Genomic DNA, 25,097 nt, shown 5'->3' on the forward strand with positions numbered 1-25,097 from the left:
GAGCCGGGATACGGCAACCGACGCGCTTTGGGCAGCCGACCAACGGTCGGCTCTACCCCCGGCGGTGGGTCAGTCGAAGAGGGCCTGGATCGCGGCCAGGCCTGCGTTGGCGCGCTCTTTCTTGCGCGCGGCGTCGGCGACGGGATCGGCGCCATCGCGCTGCATTTCCTCGGCCGGGATCTCATCGAAGAACCGGCTGGGCTTGAGCCGCACGTGCTCGCCGAATTTGCGGGTGAGCTTGCTGTAGCTCATCCACAGCTGCACCTTGGCGCGGGTGATGCCCACGTACAGCAGGCGTCGCTCTTCCTGCAGGTTGCCTTCGTCCAGGCTGACCTGGTGCGGCAGGACGCCGTCCTCGCAGCCGATGATGAACACGTACGGGAATTCCAGGCCCTTGGAGGCGTGCAGGGTCATCATCCGCACCTGGTTGCCACCGTCGTCCTTGTCGTTGCGCGAGAGCAGTGCCAGCTGCGCGGCCAGATCGGCGGTGGAGGCTCCGCGGGGGCCGCCCTCGAACCACTGCGCCAGTTCTTCCAGGTTGCCGAGGCGACGCTGGTACACCGATTCTTCTTTGCACGAACTACGCAGATCCGAGACCAGCCCGGATTCCTTCACCAGCTTGCGCACCAGGTCGCCGGAGCTGAGCTTGGGCATCTCCGCACGCAGGTCGCGCAGGATGTCGGTGAAGCGGCTCAGGCCATTGGCCGCGCGCGGCGGCAACTGCGAGAGCGCACCGATCGCTTCGGCGGCATGCGCCATCGGCAGATCCTTTTCCGAGGCCAGCTCGGCCAGCTTGGCCAGGGTGCCGGCCCCCACTTCGCGCTTGGGCGACTGCACCGCACGCATGAACGCCGTATCGTCGTCCGGGTTCACCAGCAGGCGCAGCCACGACAGCGTGTCCTTGACCTCCTGGCGCTCCAGGAACGCGGTGCCGCCGGTGATGTGGTACGGCGCGCGCACCAGCTGCAGCGCTTTTTCCAGCGGCCGCGACTGGAAGTTGCCGCGGAACAGGATGCAGAAATCGCTCCACGGAATCTTCCTGGACGTAGCCAGGAACGAAATCTCCGCGGCCACCTTTTCCGCTTCATGCTCGCTGTTGCGGCACTCCCACACGCGGATGCGCTCGCCGTCGGCCTGGTCGCTCCACAGCTTCTTCAGGTGTTCGTGCGGGTTGTTGGCGATCAGTGCGTTGGCCGCGCGCAGCACGCGGTTGGAACAGCGGTAGTTCTGCTCCAGCTTGATGATTTCCAGCGCCGGGTAGTCGCGCGCCATCTGCTGCAGGTTTTCCGGGTTCGCGCCGCGCCAGGCGTAGATCGACTGATCGTCATCGCCCACGCAGGTGAAGTTGCCCTTGCTGCCGGCCAGCTGCTTGAGCAGCCGGTACTGGGCATCGTTGGTGTCCTGGCATTCGTCCACCAGCAGGTAGCCGATGCGCTCGCGCCAGGCCAGTGCGATCTCCGGGTTTTCTTCCAGCACCTGCACCGGCAGGCGGATCAGATCATCGAAATCGACCGCGTTGAAGGCCGTCAAACGCAGCTGGTAGCGCTCATAGACGCTGGCCGCTTCCTTCTCGCGCGTGCTGCGCGCCGCGGCCATCGCCTGCTCGGGTGAGAGGCCGGCGTTCTTGGCGCGCGAGATCAGGTTCTTCACGTCCTCGATGTCGTCCGGCTTGGCCCCGTACATCAGGTCCTTGACCTGCGCGGTCGAATCGTCGGCATCGAAGATGGAGAACCCGCGCTTGAGCCCCACCGCAGCGTGTTCGATCTGCAGGAACTTCAGCCCCAGCGCGTGGAAGGTACAGATCGTCACTTCATCGGCATCGTCACCGCGCAGGCGCTTGGCCACGCGCTCGCGCATTTCCTTGGCCGACTTGTTGGTGAAGGTGATCGCCGCGATCCGCCGCGCCGGGTAGCGCTTGCTGGCGATCAGCTGGCCGATCTTCTCCACGATCACGCGCGTCTTGCCGCTGCCCGCGCCGGCGAGCACCAGCAGAGGACCTTCGCAATGCATCACTGCCGCGTGTTGGGGAGGATTGAGACCGTGCATGCCATCTCCAGGGGAGGGGCATTGTACCGGCCTTGGTCGGCCCGCATCGACGCGCCACCGCCCGGATTGACGCCTTCACGGGGGTGGGGTATCCATTGTCCTGATCGACGCAGAGGACGCGACGCATGGCAATGAGCAGGAAAGGACGCGGGGTGTGGATGTTGGTCGCGGCCCTCGCGGCCCTGCCCGCCTGGGGGCAGTCGAGCCAGCCGGACCTGCGTGCCCAGGATGCACAGGACACCGACGCCTTCCTGAACCGGCACCCCGACCTGCGTTACCGCAAGCTCGGCAAGGAGGCCCAGGCGCGCGGCCGCCTCGAGGAAGCGCGGCGTTTCTACCGCCTCGGCGCCCGCCATGCCGACAAACTGTCCCAGGCGGCGCTGGCCGAGATGTGGTGGAACGGCCAGGGCGGCGGGCAGGACCGGGCGCTGGCCTATGCCTGGATGGACCTGGCCGCCGAGCGCGGGACCGAGTTCCTGCTGGTGCTGCGTGAGCGCTACTGGGCTGCGCTGACCCCGGACGAGCAGACCCGCGCGGTGCAGGAAGGCCAGGCCCTGTACGCCGAGTTCGGCGACACCGTGGCCCAGCCCCGGTTGGAGCGTGAACTCCGGCGCGGGCTGAGTGAGGTCACCGGCAGCCGTACCGGCTCGGTCGGCGGCATGCGCATGCTGGTCCGCGATGATCGCGGCCAGCGCTACGTGGAGCCGGACGTGTTCTATCGGGACGAATACTGGCAGCCGGCCCAGTACTGGCAATGGCAGGCGCGGCAGCTGGAGGCGGCCGGGCGTGCCATCGGCACCGGGAGCGTGGAGGTCGGCATGCCGACCACGGTACCGGGCTTGCGGGACTGAACCGATCCGGCGCCATGCCGGGGCCGCCGAACGGATAAAATCCCGGCATGGCCAAGCTCTATTTCTATTATTCGGCGATGAACGCCGGCAAGACCACGACCCTGCTGCAGTCGGCGCACAACTACCGCGAGCGGGGCATGCGCGTGGCCATCCTGACCCCGCGGCTGGATGATCGCGCCGGGCACGGCGTGGTCGCCTCGCGGATCGGCCTGAAGGCGGACGGGATCGCGTTCCACCCCGACACCGACCTGCAGCAGCTGATCGCCGAGGACATCGGCACGCACGGCCCGCTGGGCTGCGTCCTGGTGGATGAGGCGCAGTTCCTGAGCCGCAGCCAAGTGTGGCAGCTCAGCGAGGTGGTCGACCAGATGCGCATCCCGGTGCTCTGCTACGGCCTGCGCACCGATTTCCGCGGTGAGCTGTTCGAAGGCAGCCAGTACCTGCTGGCCTGGGCCGATGAGATGCAGGAGATCAAGACGATCTGCCACAGCGGCAAGAAAGCCACGATGACCGTGCGCGTGGACGAGCACGGCCACGCGGTGCAGGACGGGCCGCAGGTGGAGATCGGCGGCAACGAGCGCTATGTGTCGGTAAGCCGCGCAGAGTTCAAGAAGATCATGCGCGGTGAAGGCCGTATCGACCCGTTGCAGGCCGGTTGACCCGCCTCCCCGTCAGCCTCACCCAGGCGCCTCAGTACAACGTGCGCTCCGCCGCGCCCTTCGGCGGCGGGCTGTACTGATAGAGCCAGGTTTCGGTCAACGTTTTCCCGCCACTGCGCAGGTACAGGCGGATGTCGATCTGCTCGGTCGAGTCATCCGGCGGCACCACGTCAAACATCGCACGGTAGCCCTTGATCTCGCGCAGCGGGCGCGCCGAAACGATCTCGGTGCGGCCACGGCTGACCTGCACGACGGCCTCGACTTCGCCCTTGTCGATCATCGCGGCCAGTTCGCCACCTTCGAAATCGACCGCAAAGCGCCACGAGAAGTACTCGCGCTTCTTGCCGATCACCCCACCCAGGCCGGTACGGGTGGCCACGCAGTGCGCCAGCGGCGGGCGCGCCGGCGGCTCCGCGCCCCAGTACAGGCGGTAGCCGAGCAGCAGCTCCTGGCCCGGCTGCGGCTTGGCCTCGGGATTCCAGAACGCCACGATGTTGTCGAAGGTCTCATCCACGGTCGGGATTTCAACCAGCTGCACCGAGCCCTTGCCCCATTGCCCCTTCGGTTCGACCCACAGGCACGGACGCTTCTCGTAGAAGACGCCGTCGTCCTGGTAATGGTCGAAGTTGCGGTCGCGCTGGAGCAGGCCGAAGCCGCGCGGGTTGTTGTCCACGAACATGTTGAAGCGCAGGTTGTACGGGTTGCACAGCGGGCGCCAGATCCATTCGCCGGCGCCGGTCCACATCGACAGGCCATCGGTATCGTGGATCTCCGGGCGCCAGTCCCAGGCCATGCGGCGGTCGTTCTCGCCGACCTGGTACATGCTGGTGCACGGGGCGATGCCCAGGCGTTCGATCGCCTTGCGGGGGTACAGCGCGCAGTCGATGTCCATCAACAGCACATCGCCGTTGGTGATCGCAAAGCGGTAGGCGCCGGTGGTGCTGGGTGAATCCAGCAGGGCATAGACCACCAGCGTGTTCGAGTCCGCTGCCGGTTGCTCCAGGTAGTAGGCGATGAAATCCGGGAATTCCTCGGGCTTGCCCATGCCGGTGTCGATCGCCAGGCCGCGCGCGGATTGGCCGTACTGGCCCTCCTTGCCGACCGCGCGGAAATAGCTGGCACCGAGGAACGCGGCGAAGTCGCGGTCGGTGTCCTTGCGGGTATTGAGGCGGAAGCCGGCAAAGCCCAGGTCGGCCGGCAGGTGGCTGCCCTTCAGGCCGCTCTTGCCGTAATCGAAGGCGGCGCCGTCATAGGCCAGTTCCTGCGCCTTGCCGTCGGTCACGTCGAACATCCGCACCGGGGAATGGAAGTACAGCCCCAGGTGGAAGAACTTGGCCTGGTAACGCCCGGGCTGGTCGGCCCACAGGGCGTGGTCCTGACGGTACTGGATGGACTGGTACTGGTCCCAGTCCAGCCCTTCCACCGGGCCCGGCAACGTGCGCTTGTGGCTCTGGTAGGCGGCCTGGGACAGCGCGCGGGCCTGCCCTTTGAGCGAGGCGAAATCGAACGGCTGCGGCTGGCCCAGCCGGCGCAGGCCGACCTGGTTGCCCTGCGCGGCGCAGGCCGGCAGTGCGGGCAGGCCGAAAGCGGCCAGGGCCACGGAGGCATTGCGGAGGAAGTCGCGTCGTTGCATGCAGGCAGCGATGGCAGGGAAGGGCCGGCCATCATAGGCACGCAGACGTTAATTCGCCGAGGTGAATGCGCGGCGGCGTTCAGCCAGCACGGTCAGGGCCCGGCGGCGACCTGCGCCGGCACGCAGTCCTGGCGCAGCCGGTTCACCTCCTGCAGCAACTGCCCGCCCTGCGGCCACTGTGCCTGCAGCTCCTGCCGAAGCTGGCCCAGTGCTTCGCGCGCACGCGCCGGGGAGGTGCCGCAGTCCAGCTGCGCCATCGCCGCGCGCGCGCGCCAGCGCAGGGCACGGCTGTCCAGGTCGGCGGCGTCGCCCACCAGCAAGGGCGCCAGCGCGCGGCGCGCTTCCACGGTCTGGCCCATCCGGCCCAGGTTGCGGCCCCAGGCCAGCTGCAACGCGCGCTGCAGCGCCGGGCTGGAGGGCCCGGCACGGTCCACCCGACGCATCAGCGCCGCCAACTGCTCGCCGGCCTGGCGTGGATCACCCTGCGCACTGACGATCTCCGCCATCTGCCGATCGGCCTGCTGCACGGACGCATCGTCGTCGCCGCGTTGCGCGGCCTGCCACTGCCGTCCCTCATGCAGGGCGGCCAGGGCAGCCTGCCAACGCCCGCCCTGGGCCAGGGCAGCGGCATAGTCGTACAGGCCCTGCGGCAGCAGGCCGACGCAATCGGGTTGGCGCCAGATCGCCACGGCGCGGCCCAGATCATCGATCGCGGTGGCACTGTCACCGCGCTCCAGCGCCAGCCGCCCCAGCGCATGCCAGGTCAGGCCGGTATCGCGATGCTGTTCACCCAGCGCCTGCCGGGTCAGGCGATGCACCTGCTGCAACTGGGCCTGCGCCTGCTGCAGGTCACCGCGCTGCAGCGCCAGCAGCGCGCGCAGGCGACGGATCGACAGGGTTTCCGGGTGATCCGGCCCGTAAAGTGCCACCGCATCGGCGCCGGCCCATTGCAGCGCCTGCCCGGCAGCGTCGAGGTCGCCCTGTGCGGCCAGCGTCTCGCCCATGTGCCGCCGCAGCGCGATCAACTGCGGGTTGCGCGCGCTGGCCTTGGCCTGCAGCAGCTGCAGCGCCTGCCGGTAGCCGGCCAATGCGGCCGCCGCACGGCCATCGTCGCTGTCCAGCGCGGCCAGATCGGCCAGGCTCTCCGCAGTGCCCTGCGTATCACGCAGCACATCACGGCGCAGCACCCGCGCCTGCTCGAAGGAGGCACGGGCGTTGTCGCGGTAGCCCAGCAGCTGTTGGCAGCGCCCCAACTGGGTGTGGTACTCGGCCACGACCGTCGGCAGCCGCAGACGCTGCTGCGTGGCCAATGCCTGCATCGGCGTGAGGTGGGTCACGCACTCACGCGAGCGCCCCAGCATGCGCAGGGCCCGCCCACGCTGGGTCACCGCTTCCAGCTGCAGCGCCGGTGGCACCCCGCCGGCCTGCTCGAGCAGCGCGCGCTGGTGATCGAGCGTCTGCAGCGCCAGCTGGTAGTCGCCCATGCCGATCCGCAGCCGGCCGATCACACCTTCCAGTTCGGCCAGCGACAGTGGCTGATCGCGCAGTTCCGCCTCGCCCCGCTGCTGTCCGGTGGCCAGCAGCTGGCGCAGATCGAAACTGCCGTGGCGCACGCCGGCGGCCCGGTCGAACAAGCCCACGGTGAAATCCTCCATCGCCTGGGCGCGCGCCACTTCACGCCGGGCCTGCTGCATCTGCCACAGCGCGGTGAGCGCCAGTGCGAGCAGGGCCAGCACCGCCATGCTGCCCTGCGCCACGCCCCAGCGGTGGCGGCCCAGGTATTTGCGCAGCCGGTAACCCACGTGCTGCGGCCGGGCATGGATCGGGCGGCCTTCGAGGAAGCGGCGCAGGTCCTGGGCCAGCGCTTCCACCGAGGCGTAGCGCTGCCCGGGTTCCTTCTGCAGGGCCTTGAGCAGGATGGTGTCCAGGTCGCCGCGCAGCCGCCGCGACAGGCGCCTGGCCGCCACCGCCTGCTCACCCCCGGCGGCAGCCACGCGCGCCACCACCGCCGAGGCGCGCGGGGCCTGCACCTCCAGGATCGAGCGCTCCCATTCCGCATCGCTGTGCCGGCGCAGGCGATAGGGCTTCTGCCCGGTGATCACCTCGAACAGCACCACGCCCAGGGAATAGACATCGGTCAGCGTGGAGACCGGCTCGCCGCGGACCTGTTCCGGCGCGGCGTAGTGCAGGGTGAACGCCCGCGCTTCGGTGGGAGGATGCACGGGCGGTTTGCCCTCGTCATCGTCGAGCAGCTTGGCGATGCCGAAGTCCAGCAGTTTCACCTCGCCCTCGGCGGTGACCAGGATGTTGGAGGGCTTGAGGTCGCGGTGCACGATCAGGTTCGCGTGCGCGTGGCTGACCACCGCGCAGACCTGCAGCATCAGCTGCAGGCGCCGCTCCAGCGGGAGCGCCAGGCGCTGGCAGTGCTCGGTGATCGGCTCGCCTTCCACGTAGGCCAGCGCAAGGTAAGGCTGCCCCTGCAGATCCACGCCGGCATCCAGCAGATGGGCCAGGTTCGGGTGCTGCAGCCGCGCCAGAATCTCGCGTTCGCGGCTGAAGCGCTGGCGCAGGCCGGGATCGGCATAGCCGCTGCGCAGCAGCTTCAGGGCGACCTGGCGCTCGTACAGGCCATCGGCACGCTCGGCCAGCCAGACCTCGCCCATGCCGCCCTCGCCGAGCGGGCGCAGCAGCCGGTACGGCCCGACCCGCGTGCCTACCCGGCTGTCCTCCGGCGCGGCGGTCCACAACGGCTGGGCCAGGAACTCGTGGCTGTCGCGCTCGTGGGCGAGCAGGCGCTCCACATCCTCGGCCAGGCCCGGATCCTCCACACGCAGGCGCGACAGCCGCTGCTCACGCGCCGGTTCGGGCAGTTCCAGCAATTGATCCAGCAGGCAGGACAACTGCCGCCAGCGTGACGCCTCCATCGGTCCTCTCCCCGGACGATGCGTGGGCTTTCAGGGCTCCCCGACCGACGCCAGCAGGAACATGCGCGCCTTCTGCCAGTCGCGGCGGATGCTGCGCTCCGAGCGTTGGCACAGGTCGGCGATTTCCTGCTCGGACAGGCCGGCGAAGTACCGCAGTTCCACCACCTTGGCCAGGTGTGCATCCACCGCGTGCAGCTGCGCCAGCGCGACATCCAGCGCCAGCAGGTCTTCATCCAGGCGCACGCCGCTGCTGCTGTTCTCCGGCAGTTCCACCCGCTTGAGGTCACCGCCGCGTTTGCGTGCCAGCCGGTTGCGTGCGTAATCGACCACCACGCTGCGCATCGCCGAGGCGGCGTAGGCAAAGAAATGCGCGCGGTCCTCGAAGCGCGCGGCGCCCCGCGAGCCGAGCAACTTCAGGTAGGACTCGTGCACCAGCGAGGTGGCATCCAGGGTGCGCCCCTGCTGCCCGGCCAGCTGCCGCCGGGCCATGCTGTGCAGTTCCTGGTAGAGCAGGGTCAGGACCCGGTCGAGCGCGGCGCGGTCGCCCGCCCGGGCCGAATCCAGCCACACGGTGATATCCGGTCCTTCGTCCATCGCACACCCCCGCCGGTGACGTTGGCCGGACTATACCGCCCGATGGGCGACAGGCGCGCGACGATTCAGCGCTGGCAGTGCCCGCACCAGACGCTGGCGCGCTGGCCGATGATGGCGTGGCGGAGCAGGCGGCCACACTGCCGGCAGGGCTCGCCTTCACGCCCGTAGACCAGCAGCTCCTGCTCGAAGTACCCCGGCGCCCCGTCCGGATTGATGAAATCGCGCAGGGTGGTGCCGCCCCGGGTGATGGCATAGGCCAGGATCCGTTTCACCGCATCGGCCAGGCGCTGGTAGCGCGCGCGGGAGATCTTGCCGGCCTCGCGCAGCGGATTGATCCCGGCCATGAACAGGCTTTCGGCAGCGTAGATGTTGCCGACGCCGACCACGATGCCCTGGTCCATCAGGAACGTCTTCACCGACGCGCTGCGGCCGCGGCTGCGGGCGAACAGGTAGTCGCCATCGAAGGCGTCGTCGAGCGGCTCCGGACCCAGCCCGGCCAGCAGGGCATGGGTTTCCCCGGCCGGTTGCCACAGCAGGCTGCCGAAGCGGCGCGGGTCGTTGAAGCGCAGCAGCCGGCCGTTGTCCAGGCTGATGTCCACGTGGTCGTGCGCGCGCACCGGCGTATCGCCGGGCAGCACGCGCAGGCTGCCGGACATGCCCAGGTGCAGCAGCGCGCTGCCGATGGCGGTATCAAGCAGCAGGTACTTGGCGCGGCGGCGCACGCCCTGGATGGCCTGCCCGGGGAGCAGCGTGCTGATCTCCGGCGGAATCGGCCAGCGCAGGTCGGGGCGACGCAGGATCACGCCGTGGATGCTGCGGCCTTCCAGGTGTGGGGAAAGGCCGCGGCGGGTGGTTTCTACTTCGGGAAGCTCGGGCATGAGGGGATTCTAAGGCGTCCCCCGATGAACCGCGGTAGAGCGGCGGACTGCCCCGCTACGGTCCGAGTGACGCTCAGCGCGGCGGCGCAGCCAACTCGCGCGCACTCAAATACCCGTCGCCATTGGCATCCTGTTTGTGGAACCGCTGGATCAGCGTCTGCCGCCGCTGCTCCCGCGTGATCGGCGGGCCTTTGCCACCGGGCAGCTCATCGGCGCTGAGCACGCCATCGCCGTTGCGGTCCATGCGATCGAAGGCGTACAGCAGCCACTGCACGTATTCCTCCACGCTGACCCGGCCGTCGCCGTCGGTGTCCATGCGCTGCAGGTAACTGCCCGTATCCGTGACCTGCGCCTGTGCCGTCGCACCCAGCACGCCAACGGCCAGGCCCAGACACGCAAAACGCCGCACAAGGCGGCGTTTTGCGGAGACGTTCCCGGTCGGGAAGCGCATCGATCAGTGCGCCGTCAGTGCGTAGCCCTTCAGGCGCGCGGCGTAGTTCTGCAGCGCGGCGATGCCACTGGCTTCCGCTTCATGGCACCACGCCTGCAGCAGCTTCAAGCGTTCGGCGGCGTCATTGCCACGTGCTTCCAGCAGGGCCGCCAGACGCGCACGGTGTTCAACGAGCACGCGGATGCGCGGGCGCTGTTCGACCCACGTGCTGAGCTGGGCGCGGCAATCCGGCTTGAGCCAGCGGCCGTCGTTGACCAGGCCACGGCGCATGCGGCGCGGCAGCAGCTTGCGAAGCTTGGCGCCAGCCATCGCGGCCTCTTCGCGCAGGGCCGGCACGAACACGTTGCGCTGGTAATCGGTCATCGCCTGGAAGCGGTGCGACAGCAGGGCTTTGAGGGTTTCCGCATCCGGCACGGCGATGTTCGGGCGCACGTCCATGCTCGGTGCTACGCGCAGCACCTTGGCCAGGCGTACCGCCTGCAGGCCGCGGATCACCGCCCAGCCGATGTCGAACTCCCAGCGGCGCATGGAGAAGCGCGCCGAACTGGGGAAGGCGTGATGGTTGTTGTGCAGCTCTTCGCCACCCACCCAGAACGCCCACGGGGTCAGGTTGGTGGAGGTATCGGCCGATTCGAAGTTGCGGTAGCCCCACCAGTGGCCCAGGCCGTTGATGACGCCGGCGGCCCAGAACGGGATCCAGGCCATCTGGATCGCCCACAGGGCCACGCCGGGCAGGCCGAACAGCACGCTGTTGATGACCAGCAGCGCGACCGGGCCGAGATTGGCGTGCGGGGTGTACAGGTGGCGCTCGATCCAGTCATCCGGGGCGCCGCGGCCGTACTGCTCGATGTCCGCACGCATTGCGCGGGCCTCGCGGTACAGCTCCACGCCGCGCCAGAACACCATGCCGATGCCCTTGGTCACCGGGCTGTGCGGGTCTTCATCGGTTTCCACCTTGGCGTGGTGCTTGCGATGGATCGCCACCCACTCCTTGGTGATCATGGAGGTGGTCAGCCAGGTCCAGAACCGGAAGAAGTGCGCGATGACCGGATGGAAATCCACCCCCCGGTGCGCCTGGCTGCGATGCAGATACAGGGTCACGGCGAAGATGGTGAGCTGCGTGAATACCAGCAGCACCAGCGCCATGCCCCACCAGCCAAGGCCGACGACGCCGCCGGTCAGGAAGTTGAGGAGCGTATCGAGCATCGCAGAACTCCGGGCCGCAGTCGGCCAGCAAGGAAACGGGTACACCTTCGGACATGATGGGGCCTGACGTTGCAAACTTCATCCCTTCGATGCCATTTTTGCGCAGTCATTCAGTTCCTCCCTTACCTTCGTGAGCATGCCCCCGCATTCATGACAGTCGCAGCCTCGCCGGTGGTGCCGGCCTCCTCCGTCCCCCTGATCGAGCTCGACCGCGCCTGTGTCATCCGCGGCCAGGTCCGGGTCCTGCACGATCTCAGCCTACGCATCGAACAGGGCCAGCACACCGCCCTGCTGGGCCCCAATGGCTGCGGCAAGTCGTCCTTCATCAAGCTCATCACCCGCGAGCTGTACCCGCTGGCGCATGGCGATGGCACGGTGGCGGTGCGCGTGCTCGGCCAGAACCGCTGGCAGGTGGACCGGCTGCGCTCGCAGCTGGGCATCGTCACCGGCGACCTGAGCAGCAACCTATCGGACATGCCCGGGCTGACCGTGGAAGAGGCGGTGCTGACCGGCTTCTTCGCCAGCTTCGTGGTGCCGGCCTTCCGCGAAGTGACCCCGGGGATGCGCGAACGCGCGCGTGAAACCCTGGCCATGACCGGCGCCCTGCCCCTGCTGCAGCGTGGCTATGCCGAGCTGTCGGCCGGCGAGACCCGGCGCGTGCTGATCGCCCGGGCGCTGGTGAACCGGCCGCAGGCCCTGCTGCTGGATGAGCCCTCCACCGGGCTGGACCTGATCGCCCGCGAGCAGCTGATCGCCACCATGCGCGATCTCGCCCGCCAGGGCATCACGCTGGTGCTGGTGACCCACCACATCGAGGAGATCATTCCCGAGATCGAGCGGGTGGTGATGCTGCGCGGTGGCAAGATCCTCGCCGATGGGTCGCGCGCGGAACTGCTGCGGGATGGACCGTTGTCCGAGCTGTTCGGCGGCCCGATCCGCGTGGTGGAACAGGCCGGCCGGTTGAGCGCGTTCGCGGGGTGAACGCGAAAGGGGGCCCCGCGGCCCCCCACTGCGGCACGGCCATGCCGGATCTGGCCGGATGCCGCCCGGCCGCTCCCGTGGCCGGATGAAGCTGCGATCATGCGGCTCCCCTCTTCGAGACCTGCCGATGTCGTCGTTCCTGCGCTCCGCTGCCGTCCGCCCGATGCTGGTGACTGCCCTGCTCGCCGCCCTTGCCGGCTGTTCGTCAACGGCGGCACCGCGCACCACGGCGGTGGAAGCGTCGGTCACCACCAAGGCGGTCGGCTACCTGCAGGGCAGCGCCGTGCCGGACAGCCTGGCACTGGTACCGGCACCGCCGGCGGCCGGCTCGGCCGGCTTCGCGCTGGATGAGCAGGTCAGCCGTGAAGCCCGTGCCCTGCGCGGCAGCCCACGCTTCGAGCAGGCCCACCGTGACGCCGAGCTCGCCTTCCCGGCCGGTGCCAACCAGTTCTCCTGCGCGATCGATGTCGACGTGGATGCGGTCAAGACGCCCGCCCTGTACCGTCTGTTGGAACGCAGCCGGATCGATGCCAGCGCGGCCACCCGCACGGCGAAGAAGCACTACCAGCGCGCACGGCCGTTCATGGTCAACAACGAGCCGACCTGCTCGCCGGAAGACGAGAAGGACCTGCGCGGCAATGGTTCTTATCCGTCCGGCCATACCTCGATCGGTTGGGCCTGGGCCCTGATCCTCTCGGAGATCGCCCCGGACCGCGCCGACGCGATCCAGGCACGCGGCCGCAACTATGGCGAGAGCCGCCTAGTCTGCAACGTGCATTGGCAGAGCGACATCCTGGAAGGCCGCTTCATGGGCGCTGCCGCCGTGGCACGCCTGCATGACAACGCTGCGTTCAACAGTGACCTGCTGGCGGCACGCAAGGAGATCGCTGCGGCACGCAAGGCAGGGCTGCATTCGGCGCAGGATTGCGCGGCTGAAGAAGCGGTGTTGAAGGTGCGGCCGGCGAGCGCGTTGTAAGCAGGGCAGCCGACCAACGGTCGGCTCTACCGCGCATGGCAAAAAAAAACGGCGCGGATTTCTCCGCGCCGTTTTCGTTTTCACGGGCGTGCCCACCCACGGTGGGCACCTACCGCATGACGTGCATCAGAACTTCGCGGTGAACTCCACGCCGAACGTGCGCGGCTCGTTGAGGAAGCCGGTCAGGTTGTTGAAGTCGATCGCGCCGACCACGCGGACCTGGTCGGTCAGGTTGCGGCCGTACACGGCCACGTCGTACTGGCCGTAATCCCAGTTGTAGCCCAGGCGCAGGCCCCCTTCCAGCGAAGAGCGGCTGCGGAACTCCGGGGACTCGTACAGGAAGAAGTTCACTTCGCTGCGGTAAGCCCAGTCGGTGTAGACATAGAACTCGCTGGCATCGTTGACCGGGAAGCCGGCGCGCAGGGTCAGGTTGTGGATCCACTTCGGCGCCTGCGGCAGCGGATTGCCGTTGACCAGCGCGTAGGTGCCGCCATCGATGACCGTGGTCGGGTCGGTGATGGTGCAGCCGCCGCCACAGATCGCCACCGCCAGATCCTTGTCCTTGATCTCGGTGTCGTTGTAGCTGCTGCCCAGGGTCAGCAGGACGTGGTCGGTCAGGTAGGCCTCGAAGTCGAGCTCGGCGCCCTGGCCGATGGTCTTGTCCGCGTTAAGCAGGGTCGCGGTGTTGTTGCTGCCACCCACGGCGATCAGCTGCTGGCCGTCGACGTTGTAGCGGAACACGTTGAAGCCCAGGCGTGCGCGGCGGTCGAACAGGTCGGCCTTGATGCCGGCCTCGTAGGAGATCACCTTCTCCGAATCCGCCTGCGAGACGCCACCAAAGGCCAGGCGGCCCTGGATCGACGGCGCGCGGAAGCCCTTGGCCACACGGGCATACGCGTTGAGGTTGTCAGTGATCTGGTAGACGCCGCTCAGGTCCCAGCTGACGTCGTTGACATCGGTCCTGGCGATGTACGGGCCGCTGACCGGGGTGCCGAACGGCACGGCCTGAAGCACGCTGGCGCTGAAGTCCTTCTTGTCCTGCGTGTAGCGCACGCCACCGCGCAGCTTGAAGCGCTCGGTCACGTCGAAATCGCCGGAGGCGAACGCGGCCCACGCCTTGTTGCGCTGCTGCTGCACGGCGTGACCGGTCTGCGGATTGCCCGGGGTCAGCGAGTCATAGTTGAAGCTGTCGATGGTGACATCTTCATCGAAGTAGAACACGCCGGCCTGCCAGTCGAAGCGGCCCCACTCATTGGATTCCACGCGGAATTCCTGGGTCCACTGGCGGTGGTGCGGCAGGCCATCGGCCGATTCGGAGGCGAACGGGATGTTGCCCGGACCGTAGTTGCCGGCGCCCAGGAAGCTGGCACCGTAACCGCCGTCGATGTCGCCGTGGTTCAGCGATTCGGCGGTCTCGTAACCGGTGATCGAGTGCAGGGTCACGCGGCCCAGGTCCCACTTCAGGCGCGCGCTGCCGCCCCAGGTTTCCAGGTCGGAGAAGTTCTGGCCATCGGTGGAGACTTCATCGCGGTCGAAGTTCTCGACCAGCTGGTTGGTGCCCGGCTTGATGATGTTGGCGCGGAACAGGCGCGCGGTGCCGTTGAGCTTGCGCTTGTGCAGGTTGAACAGCGCTTCGACATCATCGCCTTCGTACAGGAACTGCACGCGGGCAGCGGCTTCGTCATACCCCTCGAAGCCCTGCGCCGGGGCGCCCTGGCGGGTGTTGGTGACCCAGTCGTCGCGGCGCTGGTACAGCGCGGACACGCGTGCCGACCAGCGGTCGGTCAGCGGGCCGCCGTAGGCGCCCTGCGTGTTCCAGGTGTTGTAGCTGCCGTAGGCGACCTTGATATAGCCGTCGGCATCCTGCGAGGGACGCGCCGAATCGAACTTGACCACGCCGGCCGGGGTATTACGGCCGAACAGCGTGCCCTGCGGGCCACGCAGCACTTCCACACCGGCCAGGTCGAACAGCGGGAAGCCCTTCAGCAGCGGGCTTTCCTGCACCACATCGTCATACACCAGCGAGACCGGCTGCGAGGCATTGAGGTCGAAATCGGTGTTGCCCAGGCCGCGGATGTAGAAACGCGGGAAGGCACGGCCGTAGGACGATTCGATGTTCAGGCTGGGCACACGCGCCGACAGGAAGCGGATGTCATCGCCGGCTGAACCGAGCACGTCGAGCTTTTCACCCTGGATGGCCGAGATCGAGACCGGCACGTCCTTGGCGTTTTCGACGCGGCGTTGCGCCGTGACCTGCAGCGTATCGAGGGCGACCGGATCCTTGGTGGCGGGGGCATCCTGGGCTGCGGCCGTCAATGGCAGCAGGGCGGCAAGCGCGACAACGAGCGGGTGCACGGACGGGAAACGGCCGTGGGCAGTGCGGTTCGGGAACATGGCGTTTAGGCTGTGTTGGGAGGGGTGGTGGACCGGCGCTACCAGACAATTGTTGCAGTACAGCAACAGAGCCGCAAACAACGCCTATTCATTACCTGCTCCCGAGCCTGCGCGTTGTGACGGCGATCGCGTCCCGACATCCCCGGTCATCGCCTGAATGCCCTGCCCTGCCGCCCTGCCGGGTCCGCCAGCGCTTCGGTATGCTGGCGGGCCTCGATGCCCATTCACGTTGCCACGCCGATGACCTCACTGCGCCGTACCCGCCTGACGCTGTCCGTTGCCCTGCTCGGCCTGCTGGCCGGTTGCGGCGGTGATCCCGTGCGCCCCACCCCGCCGCCGGCGGCCGTGCCGGTAACCCCGGCCAAGCCGGTCAAGATCGGCATCGCGCTCGGCGGCGGCGCGGCCAAGGGCTTCGCCCATATCGGGGTGATCAAGATGCTGGAGGCCAACGGCTTCGAACCGGTGGTCGTGTCGGGCACCAGCGCCGGCAGCGTGGTCGGCGCCCTGTACGCCAGCGGCATGGACGCGTTCCAGATGCAGTCCAAGGCGGTGGCCCTGGATGAAGCCAGCATCCGCGACGTGCGCCTGTTCTCCGGTGGCCTGGTCCAGGGCCAGAAGCTGCAGGACTACGTCAACGCCCAGGTCGACAACCGCCCCGCCGAGAAGCTGAGCAAGCCGTTCGCCGCGGTCGCCACCCAGTTGGAAACCGGCGAGCGCACCGTGTTCGTGCGTGGCAATGTCGGCCAGGCCGTGCGCGCCTCCAGCAGCATCCCCGGCGTGTTCGAGCCGGTGAAGATCGGCAAGTACAACTACATCGACGGCGGCGTGGTCAGCCCGGTGCCGGTCGATGCGGCGCGCCAGCTCGGCGCGGACATCGTGATCGCCGTGGACATCTCCAGCAAGGCCAGCGGCAAGGCGCCGACCGGCATGCTCGGCATCGTCAACCAGTCGATCTCGATCATGGGCCAGCGCCTGGGCGAGCAGGAACTGGCACGCGCGGACGTGATCATCCGGCCCAAGGTGCTGGACATCGGCGCGGCCGATTTCGGCCAGCGCAACAACGCGATCCTGGAAGGCGAGAAGGCCGCGATGGCGGCGATGCCGCAGATCCGCGCCAAGGTGCAGCAGCTGCAGAAGGCGCGTGCCGCCGCGCTCGCCCCGCCGCCGCCCAAGCCCAAGTGCGATGCGCCTTCGCGCGTGGGCCGGCTGATGGGGCGCAAGGAAAAGTGCGAGGGCTGAAACTCCGCCACCGGTAGAGCCGACCGTTGGTCGGCTGCCGTTCGAGCGACGTTGCCGCGGGGCCATGGGGTTGGGGCAGCCGACCAACGGTCGGCTCTACCGTGCGATCGCGAGGGCGATCGGCGTCATTCCAGCTGCGACAACGGCAGCGCGCGGAATTCCTTGACCGTGCGCAGCACGAAGCTGGAATTGACGTCGGCCACGCCGGCGGCATTGAGCAGTTTGTCGAGCAGGAAGCTGGAGAAGTGCTCCAGGTCGCGCACATAGATGTGCAGCAGGTAGTCCATGTCGCCGGTGAGCGCGTGGCAGGCCACCACCTCATCCCATTCCACGACGCTGTCGGCGAACACGCCGATGGCGTGCTGGTCGTGTTTTTCCAGCTGCACGCGGACGAAGGCCTGCAGGCCCAGGCCGATCTGACGCGGCTCAAGGCGGGCGCCATACCCGGCGATCACGCCCTCGCTTTCCAGCCGCTGGACCCGCCGCAGGCAGGCCGACGGAGACAGGTTGACCCGGGCGGCGAGCTCGGCGTTGGTGGCACGACCGTGTTGCTGGATTTCCGCCAGCAAGCGCAGATCCGTGCGGTCGAACTGGGCATCTCCGGTCATTGCTGCCCCGCAACATGATGTGGACGCAATGATATTGCGCCAACAGGCCATATCCGCGCAACTTTGCAAACCTCTTGCGCGCGCCCTGCCCTAGCATCGACAGGTGACTTCCCAGGAGACCACCACGATGGAAACCGCCACCGCCCCCCGCCGCGTCGAACACCAGCAGACCGACAAGGGATACGTGCCGGTCTATACCACTGCCATCGTGGAACAGCCCTGGGACAGCTACACCGCCGACGACCACGCGACCTGGAGCACCCTGTTCCAGCGCCAGCGCGAATTGCTGGTCGGCCGCGCCAGCAAGGAATTCCTGCATGCGCAGGATGAGATGGGCATGAGCGCGCACATGATCCCGCGCTTCGACCAGCTCAATGAGGTGCTCGGCGCCGCCACCGGCTGGACCCTGGTGGGTGTGGAGGGGCTGCTGCCGGAACTGGATTTCTTCGACCACCTGGCCAACCGCCGTTTCCCGGTCACCTGGTGGATCCGCCGCCCGGACCAGATCGACTACATCGCCGAACCGGACATGTTCCATGACCTGTTCGGGCACGTGCCGCTGCTGATGAACCCGGTGTTCGCCGACTACATGGCCGCGTACGGCCGCGGCGGCGTCAAGGCGCATGCCATCGGCCCGGAGGCGCTGCAGCACCTCACCCGCCTGTACTGGTACACGGTGGAATTCGGGCTGATCAACACCGATGAGGGCCTGCGCATCTACGGCGCCGGCATCGTGTCGTCCAAGGGCGAATCGCTGTACTCGCTGGAGTCGGCCGCACCGAACCGGATCGGTTTCGATCTGGAGCGGATCATGCGCACCCGCTACCGGATCGACACCTTCCAGAAGACCTACTTCGTCATCGACAGCTTCGAGCAGTTGATGCAGGCCACCGCGCCGGACTTCACCCCGATCTATGCCGCCTTGGAGGCCAAGGAACACCTGCCGGCCGGTGAGGTGCAGGACGGCGACCGCGTATTCCAGAAGGGTACGGGCGAAGGCTGGGAAGACGGCGGCGACGTGTGAGCGCGCTGGCCGGTCCGGTATCCTGACCCGCATGACCGATGTTTTCGCTTCCCTGCGCGTGGCCACCGTCGATTTCGACGAAGACTTCGTCCTGCTGGCCCTCGCCGATGGCCGGCGCACCCGGCAACCCTTACGTTGGGCACCTGCGCTGCACGAGGCCGATGCCCTGCAGCGCGCGCAGTGGGTGCTCACGCCCGATGGGCTGGGCGTGAACTGGCCGGCACTGCTTCCCGCGCGCAAGGAGGGCGTAGTCGATGTGCCGAACCAGGTGTGGGACGACCGCTACGAGGCGGCCCTGGCGCGGCTGAAATCGGCCGGATGGTCGCTGGATGCGCTGTCCGATGAGAACCAGCAGCTGGTCGCGCTGTGGCGCATGGAGGCGGACATCAACAACGGGGGCTTCATGCAGTTCCTGTGCAACTGGGGCGACCCGACCTGCCAGCTGGCGCTGCGCGCGCTGCAGGCAATGGGTGCGGTGCAGACCCACGCGATCCTGGCAGGGATGCGTGGCTTGCTGGACCGGCTGGAGGACGACCCGGAAATCAAGGAACTGACCGACCTGTACGGCGCGATGACCGATGAGGAGCAGGCCGCCCTGCACGCCTTCGACGAAGCCTATTTCGAGCGCCCGGAAGACCTGGCGCGGCTGGGGCTGCAGCACTTCGGCCCGGAGCCGTTGTAGGGCCAGGCCGAGCGTAGGCCCGGCGCTACAGCACAACGCAGCCCGTGTAGAGCCGAGCCCGTGCTCGGCTGGGTTTCGATCACCGCGGGTACGCCAGCAGCACCACCAGATCCTCCTCGCCCACCTGCTGCAGCGCATGCGAACTGCCCGTTTTCGTCAGCAGCGCATCCCCCGCCGCCACGTCGTACTGCTTCCCATCCAGTACGTAGCTGCCCTGCCCGCTGACGATGTAGTAGATCTCGTCCTTGTGCTGGGGATGCAAGCCGATCCCCGCGCCTTTGTGCAGCACGCGCTTGCGCAGCACGAACGGGAGGTCCGTGTCCTCGGCGAAAAACGGGTACGCCGTGGTCGGCCCCGCTCCACCATGCGGGCCGGGCTGGGTCACCGCGATGTCACGCTCGTGGACCACGCGCGAGGGTTTGGTGGCCTCACCACCCCGCCCTGCACTGCGCACCTCGCAGTCGATATCGCGCTTCAGCGCGGACGTGAGTTCAGGCTGCAGTGCCACCCAGTCCCGCATCACCAGGCACGCCACCGCCGTCGCACCGGCCACGCTGAAGTGCGTGCCGTCGGCCTTGTTCTGCTCGGGTACGAACATGAAATAGGGCCTGGCACCCTGCTCGCCCAGCCCGCGGATCCAGCGCGTGGAGCTGTCATTGAGGTCGATCAGCGCGACCTGCTCACGGCTGGCCAGCGCTTTCACGGCCTGGGTGTACACGCCATGCGTATCCAGCAGCGAGCCGAAGTCGTACAGCAGCCGCGCCACCGGGGTGATCAGCACCGGCGTTGCGCCCTTGTCGCGGGCCAGCTGCACGTAGCGCATCAGGAACCGCGGGTAGGCAACGGCGGGATCGGTGTAGCGGGTGGGGTCTTCGAACTTGGCGTCGTTGTGGCCGAACTGGATCAGCAGCACGTCGCCACGTTGGAGTTCGGCGGCGATCGCATCCAGGCGCTTTTCGTCGATGAAGCTGCGCGTGCTGCGGCCGCCCTTGGCATGGTTGCGGACCTCCCACACGGCGGGATCGAGATAGCTCTGCAAGGCCTGGCCCCAGCCGGCCTGTGGCGCGCGCTCCGGGCCGTACTCGGCGGCGGTGGAATCCCCGGCAATGAAGATGCGGTGCGGGGCGCACAGCGCGCTGGGGGCCGCGAGCAGGAATGACAGGGACAACAGCAAACGCAGCATGGTCATGCTCCTGAATGGAGAGCTGCCGGCCAGCGGCCGGCACTACCGGCGTGCATCTGGTGGAAAGCCCCCTGAGTCAGGGGGCGACCGCGAAGCGGTGGGGGTCTGGATGCAACGATTGCTCGGGGCCCACGATCTGCAGCGCAGATCGTGGGAGCGCCAGCGCATAGCGATGGTGTTACCGGGCGAGCCAACCACCGTCGACCGGCAGGACCGCGCCGTTGACGTAGTCCGAGGCGCTGGAGGCCAGGAACACGGCGGTGCCGCCGAGGTCTTCCGGGGTGCCCCAGCGCGCTGCAGGGATGCGGTCGAGGATGGACTTGTTGCGGTCCTCATCGGCGCGCAGTGCGGCGGTGTTGTCGGTGGCCATGTAGCCCGGGGCGATCGCGTTGACGTTGATGCCCTTGCTGGCCCACTCGTTGGCGAGCAGGCGGGTGATGCCGGCGATGCCGCTCTTGCTCGCGGTGTACGACGGCACGCGGATACCGCCCTGGAAGGACAGCATCGAGGCGATGTTGATGATCTTGCCGCGGCCCTGGGCGATGAAATGCTTGCCGGCGGCCTGCGAGATGAAGAACGCGGACTTGATGTTGACGTTCATCACGTCATCCCAGTCCTGCTCGCTGAACTCCACCGCGTCGGCGCGGCGGATCAGGCCGGCGTTGTTGACCAGGATGTCCAGGCCGCCCAGGCCTTCGATGGTTTCGCGGATGACGCGCTCGACCGGCTCGATGCTGATCAGGTTCGCTTCGATCGCCAGGCAGCGACGACCCAAGGCGGTGATCTTGGCGATGGTTTCGGTGGGCGGCGCGATGCCGGCCACGGCGACGTCGGCACCGGCCTGCGCCAATGCGACCGCGATGCCCTGGCCCAGGCCGGTGTTGCCACCGGTGACGAGGGCGACCTTGCCTTCCAGACTGAACGGATTAGCCATTGCGTATGTGGTCCTTGTCCAATGCATAACAGACGCCGCCAGCGCGATGCCGGCGGCGTGTCGGGGTTACTTCAGCTGGCAGATGTCCAGCACGTGCATGTCGGTGTAATCCAGGTTCTCGCCGCCCATCGCCCAGATGAAGGCGTAGTTGCTGGTGCCCGCGCCCATGTGGATGGACCACGGCGGCGAGACGACGGCTTCGTTGTTCTGGATGACGATGTGGCGCTGCGCGTCCGGCTCGCCCATGAAGTGGTACACGCGGTCGTTCTGGCCCAGGTCGAAGTAGAAATAGACTTCGCTGCGGCGGTCATGCAGGTGCGGCGGCATCGTGTTCCAGACGCTGCCCGGCTTGAGCACGGTCAGGCCCAGCAGCAGCTGCGAGGACTGGCAGGTGGCCGGCACGATGTACTGGTAGATGGTGCGCTCGTTGCTGGTTTCCAGCGCGCCACGGTCCAGTGCCACGGCGTCCTTGATCGACAGCGCCTTGGTCTCGAAGCGCGCATGCGCCGGGGTCGAGGCCAGGTAGAACTGCGCCGGGTTGGCCGCGTCATCGGAAGCGAACACCACCTCGGTGCTGCCCATGGCCACGTACAGGCCGTCCTTCGGACCCAGCGTGAACACGGTGCCGTCTACGGTGACGGTGCCGCTGCCGGCGCCGACGTTGATCACGCCCAGCTCGCGGCGCTCCAGGAACGCGTGGCCGGCAGCCGAGGCCGGCTCGGTCTGCTTGGGCAGCGAGACCGGGCCGTTGACCGGGGCCGCACCGCCGAGCACGAAGCGCTCGTAATGGGTGTACTTCAGGGTCACCGCATCGGCGTTGAACAGACCGTCGAGCAGATACAGCTCGCGCAGGTCGTCATTGCTGGCGCCCTTGATGGCGTCGGGATGGGTGGCGTAGTGGGTCTTGCAGTACATGGCGTCTCCAGAGCAGGGGTGGGGCGATGCGTCGGCCCCGGCGCGATTTCAAGTGATTGTAGCGATTTGGTAAACCGGTGTCATTTTGCAGCGCACGATAGACCGGGGCGGGCCCGGCGTGGTGTCCATGTCAGAAAAGCCGTGCGATCGGCAACGGATGGCACGGGCGCGCGGCGACGCGTTCATCATGACCGCGCGTCGTTGCCATCGCGGCGCGCGTCAATCCTCGGGCGGCTGGCAGGAGTCGCGCACGATCAGGTGCGGGCGCACGCTGGCGTGCTGCATCACCGCCTGGCCATCGGGCTGGATCAGCATGGCCGCGGCGGTGCGGCCGGTGTCGCGCGTGTGGCGGCGCACCGAGGTCAGCGACGGCCACAGGCGCGAGGCCAGCGGGCTGTCGTCGTAGCCGATGATCGACAGCTGGCGCGGAATGTTGATGCCCGCCCGCAGGGCGACCTTGTAGATACCGGCGGCCATTTCATCGTTGCCGGTGAAGATGGCGGTCGGGCGCTGCTTGCCCAGCAGCAGCTTTTCGGCCGCGGCCACGCCGGATTCGAAGGTGTAGCCGGCCTCGACGATGCGAGCGGGGGGCAGCTCGATGCCGCGCTTGGCCAGCGCATCGATGAAGCCGGCGGTGCGTTCGTGCGCCGAGCGGTACGCGCTCGGGCCGGTCACCAGGGCGATGTCGCGGTGGCCCAGGGAAAGCAGGTAATCGGCAGCTTCGGCCGCGCCGTCGCGATCGTGGGTGACCACCATCTGCGAGGTGTCATCCAGCGGCAGCGAGGCGATCCGGGTGAAGCGGCAGCCGATCTCATCGAGCATGTCCACCAGCGCCTGGTCTTCGGAGGCTCGCGGCACCAGGATCACGCCGTGCAGCTTCTGCTGCTGCACGAAGCGGCGCACCCCCTCGATGTAGCCGGGGCTGCGCGAATCGCAGGGGTGCACGACCAGTTCGAAACTGGAGCCGCGCAGCGCGTCCAGCGCGCCGTACTGCATGTCCACGATGTACTGCGCGGTCGGGTTGTCGTACACCATGCCGATCAGAAACGAGCGCCGGAACGCCAGCCCCCGGGCCAGCGGGTCCGGCGTGTAACCGACCTCGCGCATCAGCGCTTCGACCTTCTCGCGCGTGTCCTTGCGCACCAGCGGCGAGTTGTTGATGATCCGCGAAACGGTCTTCTTCGATACCCCGGACAGACGCGCGATGTCGTTGATCGTGGCGGCCTTGCCTTTGGTCAATCCGTGCGGCGACGGATCGGTTTTGCTGCGCAATGACATGTCGTTCAAACCGGGGATGAGTCAGGGGATTCTAGCGGGGAGCTCAATCAAGGGCGCGGTAGCGGAAGTTCCGGAACTGGACCTTGCCGTCACCGGCAGCATAGATCGCCGGCTTCAAGGCCAGGAACTTGCCCGCCACATTGTGATGGTAGCCGGAGACTTCCATCTGAACCGGGTACTTCTGCCAGGTTTTGCCATCGGTGCTGGAGTGGATGGTCACGATGTGGCGGTTGTTGGTCACCCGCAGCCACAGCGTGCCACCGGTGGCGCTAGGGGCCAGCCGGGTGGGGCGCTCCTCGCCGTAGCGGTGCATGATGAACTTCTCGCCGTTGCTGCCCACGCCCACGTACAGGCGGTCGCTGTAGAAGAGCAGGGCACCGCCCACTGCGCCCGGGGCAATCTCCATCTCGACCTCGAACTGGTAGGCCTTGTCGCCGGCGATGGCGGTCAGCGGCGAGCTGTCGCGCGGGGTGCTGCCCTTGCCCTGCAGCACCATGCCCTTGCCGGTGAAGCCCAGGCGCTTGTACTCGTCCTGGGCCGGGTTGAAGAACGACCACTGTGCGCCGAGGGTCTTGCCGCGGAAGTCATCGGACAACGCCATGCCGTGCTGGCCGACCGATGTGCCCGAAGGCATGGCCAGCGGCTGGCCGAGGTCGCCGCCCTTGGCCACGAACCAGCCATCGGCGGTCCATTCGATCGGCTCCAGCAGGGCCTGGCGGCCCAGCGTCCAGTACCCGTTCTCGTAGCCGTGATACATCATCCACCAGCGCCCGTCGGTGCCTTCGATCACCGTGGCGTGGCCGCGCGACCACCACGGCTCGGCGGCCGACCGGGTGCGCATGATCGGGTTGTTCGGTGCGTTCACCCACGGGCCGTGGATCGAGCGCGAGCGCGCGGTGATCACCATGTGGCCGGTGGGCGGGCCAGCGGTGCCGCCCACGGCGGTGGTCATGTAGTACCAGCCATCGCGGAAATTGATCTTCGGGCCTTCCTGCGCATAGGCCTCCACGTCCCAGCTTTCCGGGTACTTCCAGCCGTCGTAGACGTGCTTGGGCGTGCCGACCACGCTCAGGCCGTCGTCGGCCAGCTGCACATAGTCGCCGCCGCTGAGGAACAGGTAGCGCTTGCCGTCTTCGCCCACCGCATGGCCGGGATCGATGTAGCTGCCCAGGCCGATGTCGATCGGCTCGCTCCACGGGCCCTTGATGTTGTCGGCCCAGACCACGAAGTTGCTGCGGGTCTCCCCGGTGCGGGCGGGGAAGTAGATGTAGTAGCGGCTGCCGTGCTTGACGATGTCCGGGGCCCAGATCGCCCCCACGTTCCTGGTGATGGCATGGCCCAGCGGCTGCCAGTTGACCAGGTCGCGCGAGTGCCAGATCGGCAGGCCGGGGTAGGCATCGAACGAGGACAGGGTGAGGTAATAGTCGTCGCCATCCTTGAGCACGGACGGGTCCGGACGGTCGCCGGCGAACACCGGGTTGAGGAAGGTACCGTTGCCCAGGTCGGCCTGGCGCTGGTTCTCGATCCCGCGCTTCCAGGCGGTGGCCGGCTCGGCGGCGTGTCCGGCGCCGGCCAGCAGCAGGCAGGCGGTGGCGAAGCTCGCCAGGGTCTTCCTCAAGTGCATCGTCTCTCTCCCTTGAA

Annotated in this window: 21 protein-coding genes; 7 read left to right on the plus strand and 14 right to left on the minus strand. The window is 67.8% G+C overall.

Annotated elements, in window-relative coordinates:
* Positions 1–69: 69 nt before the first annotated feature.
* Positions 70–2,046, minus strand: a complete 1,977-nt coding sequence (locus HMPREF3113_RS11740) for a UvrD-helicase domain-containing protein (RefSeq protein WP_019184114.1) — start codon at positions 2,044–2,046, stop codon at positions 70–72.
* A 158-nt stretch (positions 2,047–2,204) separates the two neighbouring features.
* On the opposite strand from HMPREF3113_RS11740, the gene HMPREF3113_RS11745 reads away from it, so the two are divergent.
* On the plus strand, positions 2,205–2,897 hold the full coding sequence (locus tag HMPREF3113_RS11745; protein WP_070426328.1) for an SEL1-like repeat protein: 693 nt from the start codon (positions 2,205–2,207) through the stop codon (positions 2,895–2,897).
* Between the two features lie 47 nt (positions 2,898–2,944).
* Entirely contained in the window at positions 2,945–3,556 is a 612-nt protein-coding gene (locus HMPREF3113_RS11750) for a thymidine kinase (protein ID WP_019184112.1), read from the plus strand.
* A 31-nt stretch (positions 3,557–3,587) separates the two neighbouring features.
* Here HMPREF3113_RS11750 and HMPREF3113_RS11755 read toward each other — a convergent pair whose 3' ends face one another.
* From HMPREF3113_RS11755 to HMPREF3113_RS11780, 6 genes are all read right to left on the minus strand, one after another.
* Positions 3,588–5,189, minus strand: a complete 1,602-nt coding sequence (locus tag HMPREF3113_RS11755; protein WP_046274218.1) for an OpgD/OpgG family glucan biosynthesis protein — start codon at positions 5,187–5,189, stop codon at positions 3,588–3,590.
* Between the two features lie 92 nt (positions 5,190–5,281).
* Positions 5,282–8,113, minus strand: a complete 2,832-nt coding sequence (locus tag HMPREF3113_RS11760) for a serine/threonine-protein kinase (protein WP_070472704.1) — start codon at positions 8,111–8,113, stop codon at positions 5,282–5,284.
* A 30-nt stretch (positions 8,114–8,143) separates the two neighbouring features.
* Positions 8,144–8,707 carry an ECF-type sigma factor gene (locus tag HMPREF3113_RS11765; protein WP_019184109.1) on the minus strand — a complete coding sequence of 188 codons (564 nt, stop codon included), beginning with the start codon at positions 8,705–8,707 and terminating at the stop codon, positions 8,144–8,146.
* A gap of 65 nt (positions 8,708–8,772) precedes the next feature.
* Positions 8,773–9,585 (minus strand): bifunctional DNA-formamidopyrimidine glycosylase/DNA-(apurinic or apyrimidinic site) lyase, encoded by an 813-nt coding sequence (mutM, locus tag HMPREF3113_RS11770; RefSeq protein WP_070472708.1) that lies wholly within the window; start codon positions 9,583–9,585, stop codon positions 8,773–8,775.
* A gap of 73 nt (positions 9,586–9,658) precedes the next feature.
* A complete protein-coding gene (locus HMPREF3113_RS11775; protein ID WP_070472711.1) occupies positions 9,659–10,036 on the minus strand; it encodes an EF-hand domain-containing protein in 378 nt (125 codons plus the stop codon).
* Positions 10,037–10,039: 3 nt separating this feature from the next.
* Complete coding sequence (locus HMPREF3113_RS11780; protein WP_070472714.1) at positions 10,040–11,242, minus strand: DesA family fatty acid desaturase; 1,203 nt, start codon at positions 11,240–11,242, stop codon at positions 10,040–10,042.
* Between the two features lie 195 nt (positions 11,243–11,437).
* Between HMPREF3113_RS11780 and HMPREF3113_RS11785 the strand changes: the two genes are divergently transcribed.
* Positions 11,438–12,223 (plus strand): ABC transporter ATP-binding protein, encoded by a 786-nt coding sequence (locus tag HMPREF3113_RS11785; protein ID WP_070472775.1) that lies wholly within the window; start codon positions 11,438–11,440, stop codon positions 12,221–12,223.
* 127 nt (positions 12,224–12,350) lie between these two features.
* Entirely contained in the window at positions 12,351–13,199 is an 849-nt protein-coding gene (locus tag HMPREF3113_RS11790) for an acid phosphatase (RefSeq protein WP_070472718.1), read from the plus strand.
* 126 nt (positions 13,200–13,325) lie between these two features.
* Here the strand turns inward: HMPREF3113_RS11790 and HMPREF3113_RS11795 are convergent, their stop codons facing one another.
* Positions 13,326–15,593, minus strand: a complete 2,268-nt coding sequence (locus HMPREF3113_RS11795; RefSeq protein WP_070472721.1) for a TonB-dependent receptor — start codon at positions 15,591–15,593, stop codon at positions 13,326–13,328.
* Between the two features lie 240 nt (positions 15,594–15,833).
* Here HMPREF3113_RS11795 and HMPREF3113_RS11800 point away from each other — a divergent pair, with 240 nt between their 5' ends.
* Positions 15,834–16,832, plus strand: a complete 999-nt coding sequence (locus tag HMPREF3113_RS11800; RefSeq protein WP_070472724.1) for a patatin-like phospholipase family protein — start codon at positions 15,834–15,836, stop codon at positions 16,830–16,832.
* 125 nt (positions 16,833–16,957) lie between these two features.
* Here the strand turns inward: HMPREF3113_RS11800 and HMPREF3113_RS11805 are convergent, their stop codons facing one another.
* On the minus strand, positions 16,958–17,440 hold the full coding sequence (locus HMPREF3113_RS11805) for an Lrp/AsnC family transcriptional regulator (RefSeq protein WP_019184100.1): 483 nt from the start codon (positions 17,438–17,440) through the stop codon (positions 16,958–16,960).
* Positions 17,441–17,567: 127 nt separating this feature from the next.
* Here HMPREF3113_RS11805 and phhA point away from each other — a divergent pair, with 127 nt between their 5' ends.
* Together phhA and HMPREF3113_RS18400 are read left to right on the plus strand one after the other, a co-directional pair.
* Positions 17,568–18,464 carry a phenylalanine 4-monooxygenase gene (gene phhA, locus HMPREF3113_RS11810; protein WP_070472727.1) on the plus strand — a complete coding sequence of 299 codons (897 nt, stop codon included), beginning with the start codon at positions 17,568–17,570 and terminating at the stop codon, positions 18,462–18,464.
* Positions 18,465–18,495: 31 nt separating this feature from the next.
* On the plus strand, positions 18,496–19,146 hold the full coding sequence (locus tag HMPREF3113_RS18400; RefSeq protein WP_083298787.1) for a DMP19 family protein: 651 nt from the start codon (positions 18,496–18,498) through the stop codon (positions 19,144–19,146).
* A gap of 79 nt (positions 19,147–19,225) precedes the next feature.
* Here the strand turns inward: HMPREF3113_RS18400 and HMPREF3113_RS11820 are convergent, their stop codons facing one another.
* The 5 genes from HMPREF3113_RS11820 to HMPREF3113_RS11840 all read right to left on the minus strand — a co-directional run bounded on the left by HMPREF3113_RS11820 (position 19,226) and on the right by HMPREF3113_RS11840 (position 25,080).
* Complete coding sequence (locus HMPREF3113_RS11820) at positions 19,226–20,329, minus strand: GDSL-type esterase/lipase family protein (RefSeq protein ID WP_070472731.1); 1,104 nt, start codon at positions 20,327–20,329, stop codon at positions 19,226–19,228.
* Positions 20,330–20,507: 178 nt separating this feature from the next.
* The gene (gene kduD, locus HMPREF3113_RS11825; RefSeq protein WP_019184096.1) at positions 20,508–21,263 is read right to left on the minus strand and encodes a 2-dehydro-3-deoxy-D-gluconate 5-dehydrogenase KduD; all 756 of its coding nucleotides are present in this window, start codon (positions 21,261–21,263) and stop codon (positions 20,508–20,510) included.
* A gap of 66 nt (positions 21,264–21,329) precedes the next feature.
* Complete coding sequence (gene kduI, locus HMPREF3113_RS11830) at positions 21,330–22,178, minus strand: 5-dehydro-4-deoxy-D-glucuronate isomerase (protein WP_070426314.1); 849 nt, start codon at positions 22,176–22,178, stop codon at positions 21,330–21,332.
* Positions 22,179–22,397: 219 nt separating this feature from the next.
* On the minus strand, positions 22,398–23,456 hold the full coding sequence (locus HMPREF3113_RS11835; RefSeq protein ID WP_046274231.1) for a LacI family DNA-binding transcriptional regulator: 1,059 nt from the start codon (positions 23,454–23,456) through the stop codon (positions 22,398–22,400).
* Positions 23,457–23,499: 43 nt separating this feature from the next.
* On the minus strand, positions 23,500–25,080 hold the full coding sequence (locus HMPREF3113_RS11840; protein ID WP_070472734.1) for a family 43 glycosylhydrolase: 1,581 nt from the start codon (positions 25,078–25,080) through the stop codon (positions 23,500–23,502).
* Positions 25,081–25,097 lie beyond the last annotated feature (17 nt).

Source organism: Stenotrophomonas sp. HMSC10F06, assembly GCF_001807865.1.
Classification (GTDB): Bacteria; Pseudomonadota; Gammaproteobacteria; order Xanthomonadales; family Xanthomonadaceae; genus Stenotrophomonas; species Stenotrophomonas bentonitica_A.

What these genes read in the sequence shown, in the direction of transcription:
- HMPREF3113_RS11755 (WP_046274218.1), bottom strand. Translation starts at nt 5,189, where the DNA reads ATGCAACGACGCGACTTCCTCCGCAATGCCTCCGTGGCCCTGGCCGCT.
- HMPREF3113_RS11765 (WP_019184109.1), bottom strand. Translation starts at nt 8,707, where the DNA reads ATGGACGAAGGACCGGATATCACCGTGTGGCTGGATTCGGCCCGGGCG.
- phhA (WP_070472727.1), top strand. Translation starts at nt 17,568, where the DNA reads ATGGAAACCGCCACCGCCCCCCGCCGCGTCGAACACCAGCAGACCGAC.
- HMPREF3113_RS11795 (WP_070472721.1), bottom strand. Translation starts at nt 15,593, where the DNA reads ATGTTCCCGAACCGCACTGCCCACGGCCGTTTCCCGTCCGTGCACCCG.
- HMPREF3113_RS11790 (WP_070472718.1), top strand. Translation starts at nt 12,351, where the DNA reads ATGTCGTCGTTCCTGCGCTCCGCTGCCGTCCGCCCGATGCTGGTGACT.
- HMPREF3113_RS11740 (WP_019184114.1), bottom strand. Translation starts at nt 2,046, where the DNA reads ATGCACGGTCTCAATCCTCCCCAACACGCGGCAGTGATGCATTGCGAA.
- HMPREF3113_RS11840 (WP_070472734.1), bottom strand. Translation starts at nt 25,080, where the DNA reads ATGCACTTGAGGAAGACCCTGGCGAGCTTCGCCACCGCCTGCCTGCTG.
- HMPREF3113_RS18400 (WP_083298787.1), top strand. Translation starts at nt 18,496, where the DNA reads ATGACCGATGTTTTCGCTTCCCTGCGCGTGGCCACCGTCGATTTCGAC.
- HMPREF3113_RS11780 (WP_070472714.1), bottom strand. Translation starts at nt 11,242, where the DNA reads ATGCTCGATACGCTCCTCAACTTCCTGACCGGCGGCGTCGTCGGCCTT.
- kduI (WP_070426314.1), bottom strand. Translation starts at nt 22,178, where the DNA reads ATGTACTGCAAGACCCACTACGCCACCCATCCCGACGCCATCAAGGGC.
- kduD (WP_019184096.1), bottom strand. Translation starts at nt 21,263, where the DNA reads ATGGCTAATCCGTTCAGTCTGGAAGGCAAGGTCGCCCTCGTCACCGGT.
- HMPREF3113_RS11745 (WP_070426328.1), top strand. Translation starts at nt 2,205, where the DNA reads ATGTTGGTCGCGGCCCTCGCGGCCCTGCCCGCCTGGGGGCAGTCGAGC.
- mutM (WP_070472708.1), bottom strand. Translation starts at nt 9,585, where the DNA reads ATGCCCGAGCTTCCCGAAGTAGAAACCACCCGCCGCGGCCTTTCCCCA.
- HMPREF3113_RS11805 (WP_019184100.1), bottom strand. Translation starts at nt 17,440, where the DNA reads ATGACCGGAGATGCCCAGTTCGACCGCACGGATCTGCGCTTGCTGGCG.
- HMPREF3113_RS11750 (WP_019184112.1), top strand. Translation starts at nt 2,945, where the DNA reads ATGGCCAAGCTCTATTTCTATTATTCGGCGATGAACGCCGGCAAGACC.
- HMPREF3113_RS11800 (WP_070472724.1), top strand. Translation starts at nt 15,834, where the DNA reads ATGACCTCACTGCGCCGTACCCGCCTGACGCTGTCCGTTGCCCTGCTC.
- HMPREF3113_RS11760 (WP_070472704.1), bottom strand. Translation starts at nt 8,113, where the DNA reads ATGGAGGCGTCACGCTGGCGGCAGTTGTCCTGCCTGCTGGATCAATTG.
- HMPREF3113_RS11775 (WP_070472711.1), bottom strand. Translation starts at nt 10,036, where the DNA reads ATGCGCTTCCCGACCGGGAACGTCTCCGCAAAACGCCGCCTTGTGCGG.
- HMPREF3113_RS11835 (WP_046274231.1), bottom strand. Translation starts at nt 23,456, where the DNA reads ATGTCATTGCGCAGCAAAACCGATCCGTCGCCGCACGGATTGACCAAA.
- HMPREF3113_RS11820 (WP_070472731.1), bottom strand. Translation starts at nt 20,329, where the DNA reads ATGCTGCGTTTGCTGTTGTCCCTGTCATTCCTGCTCGCGGCCCCCAGC.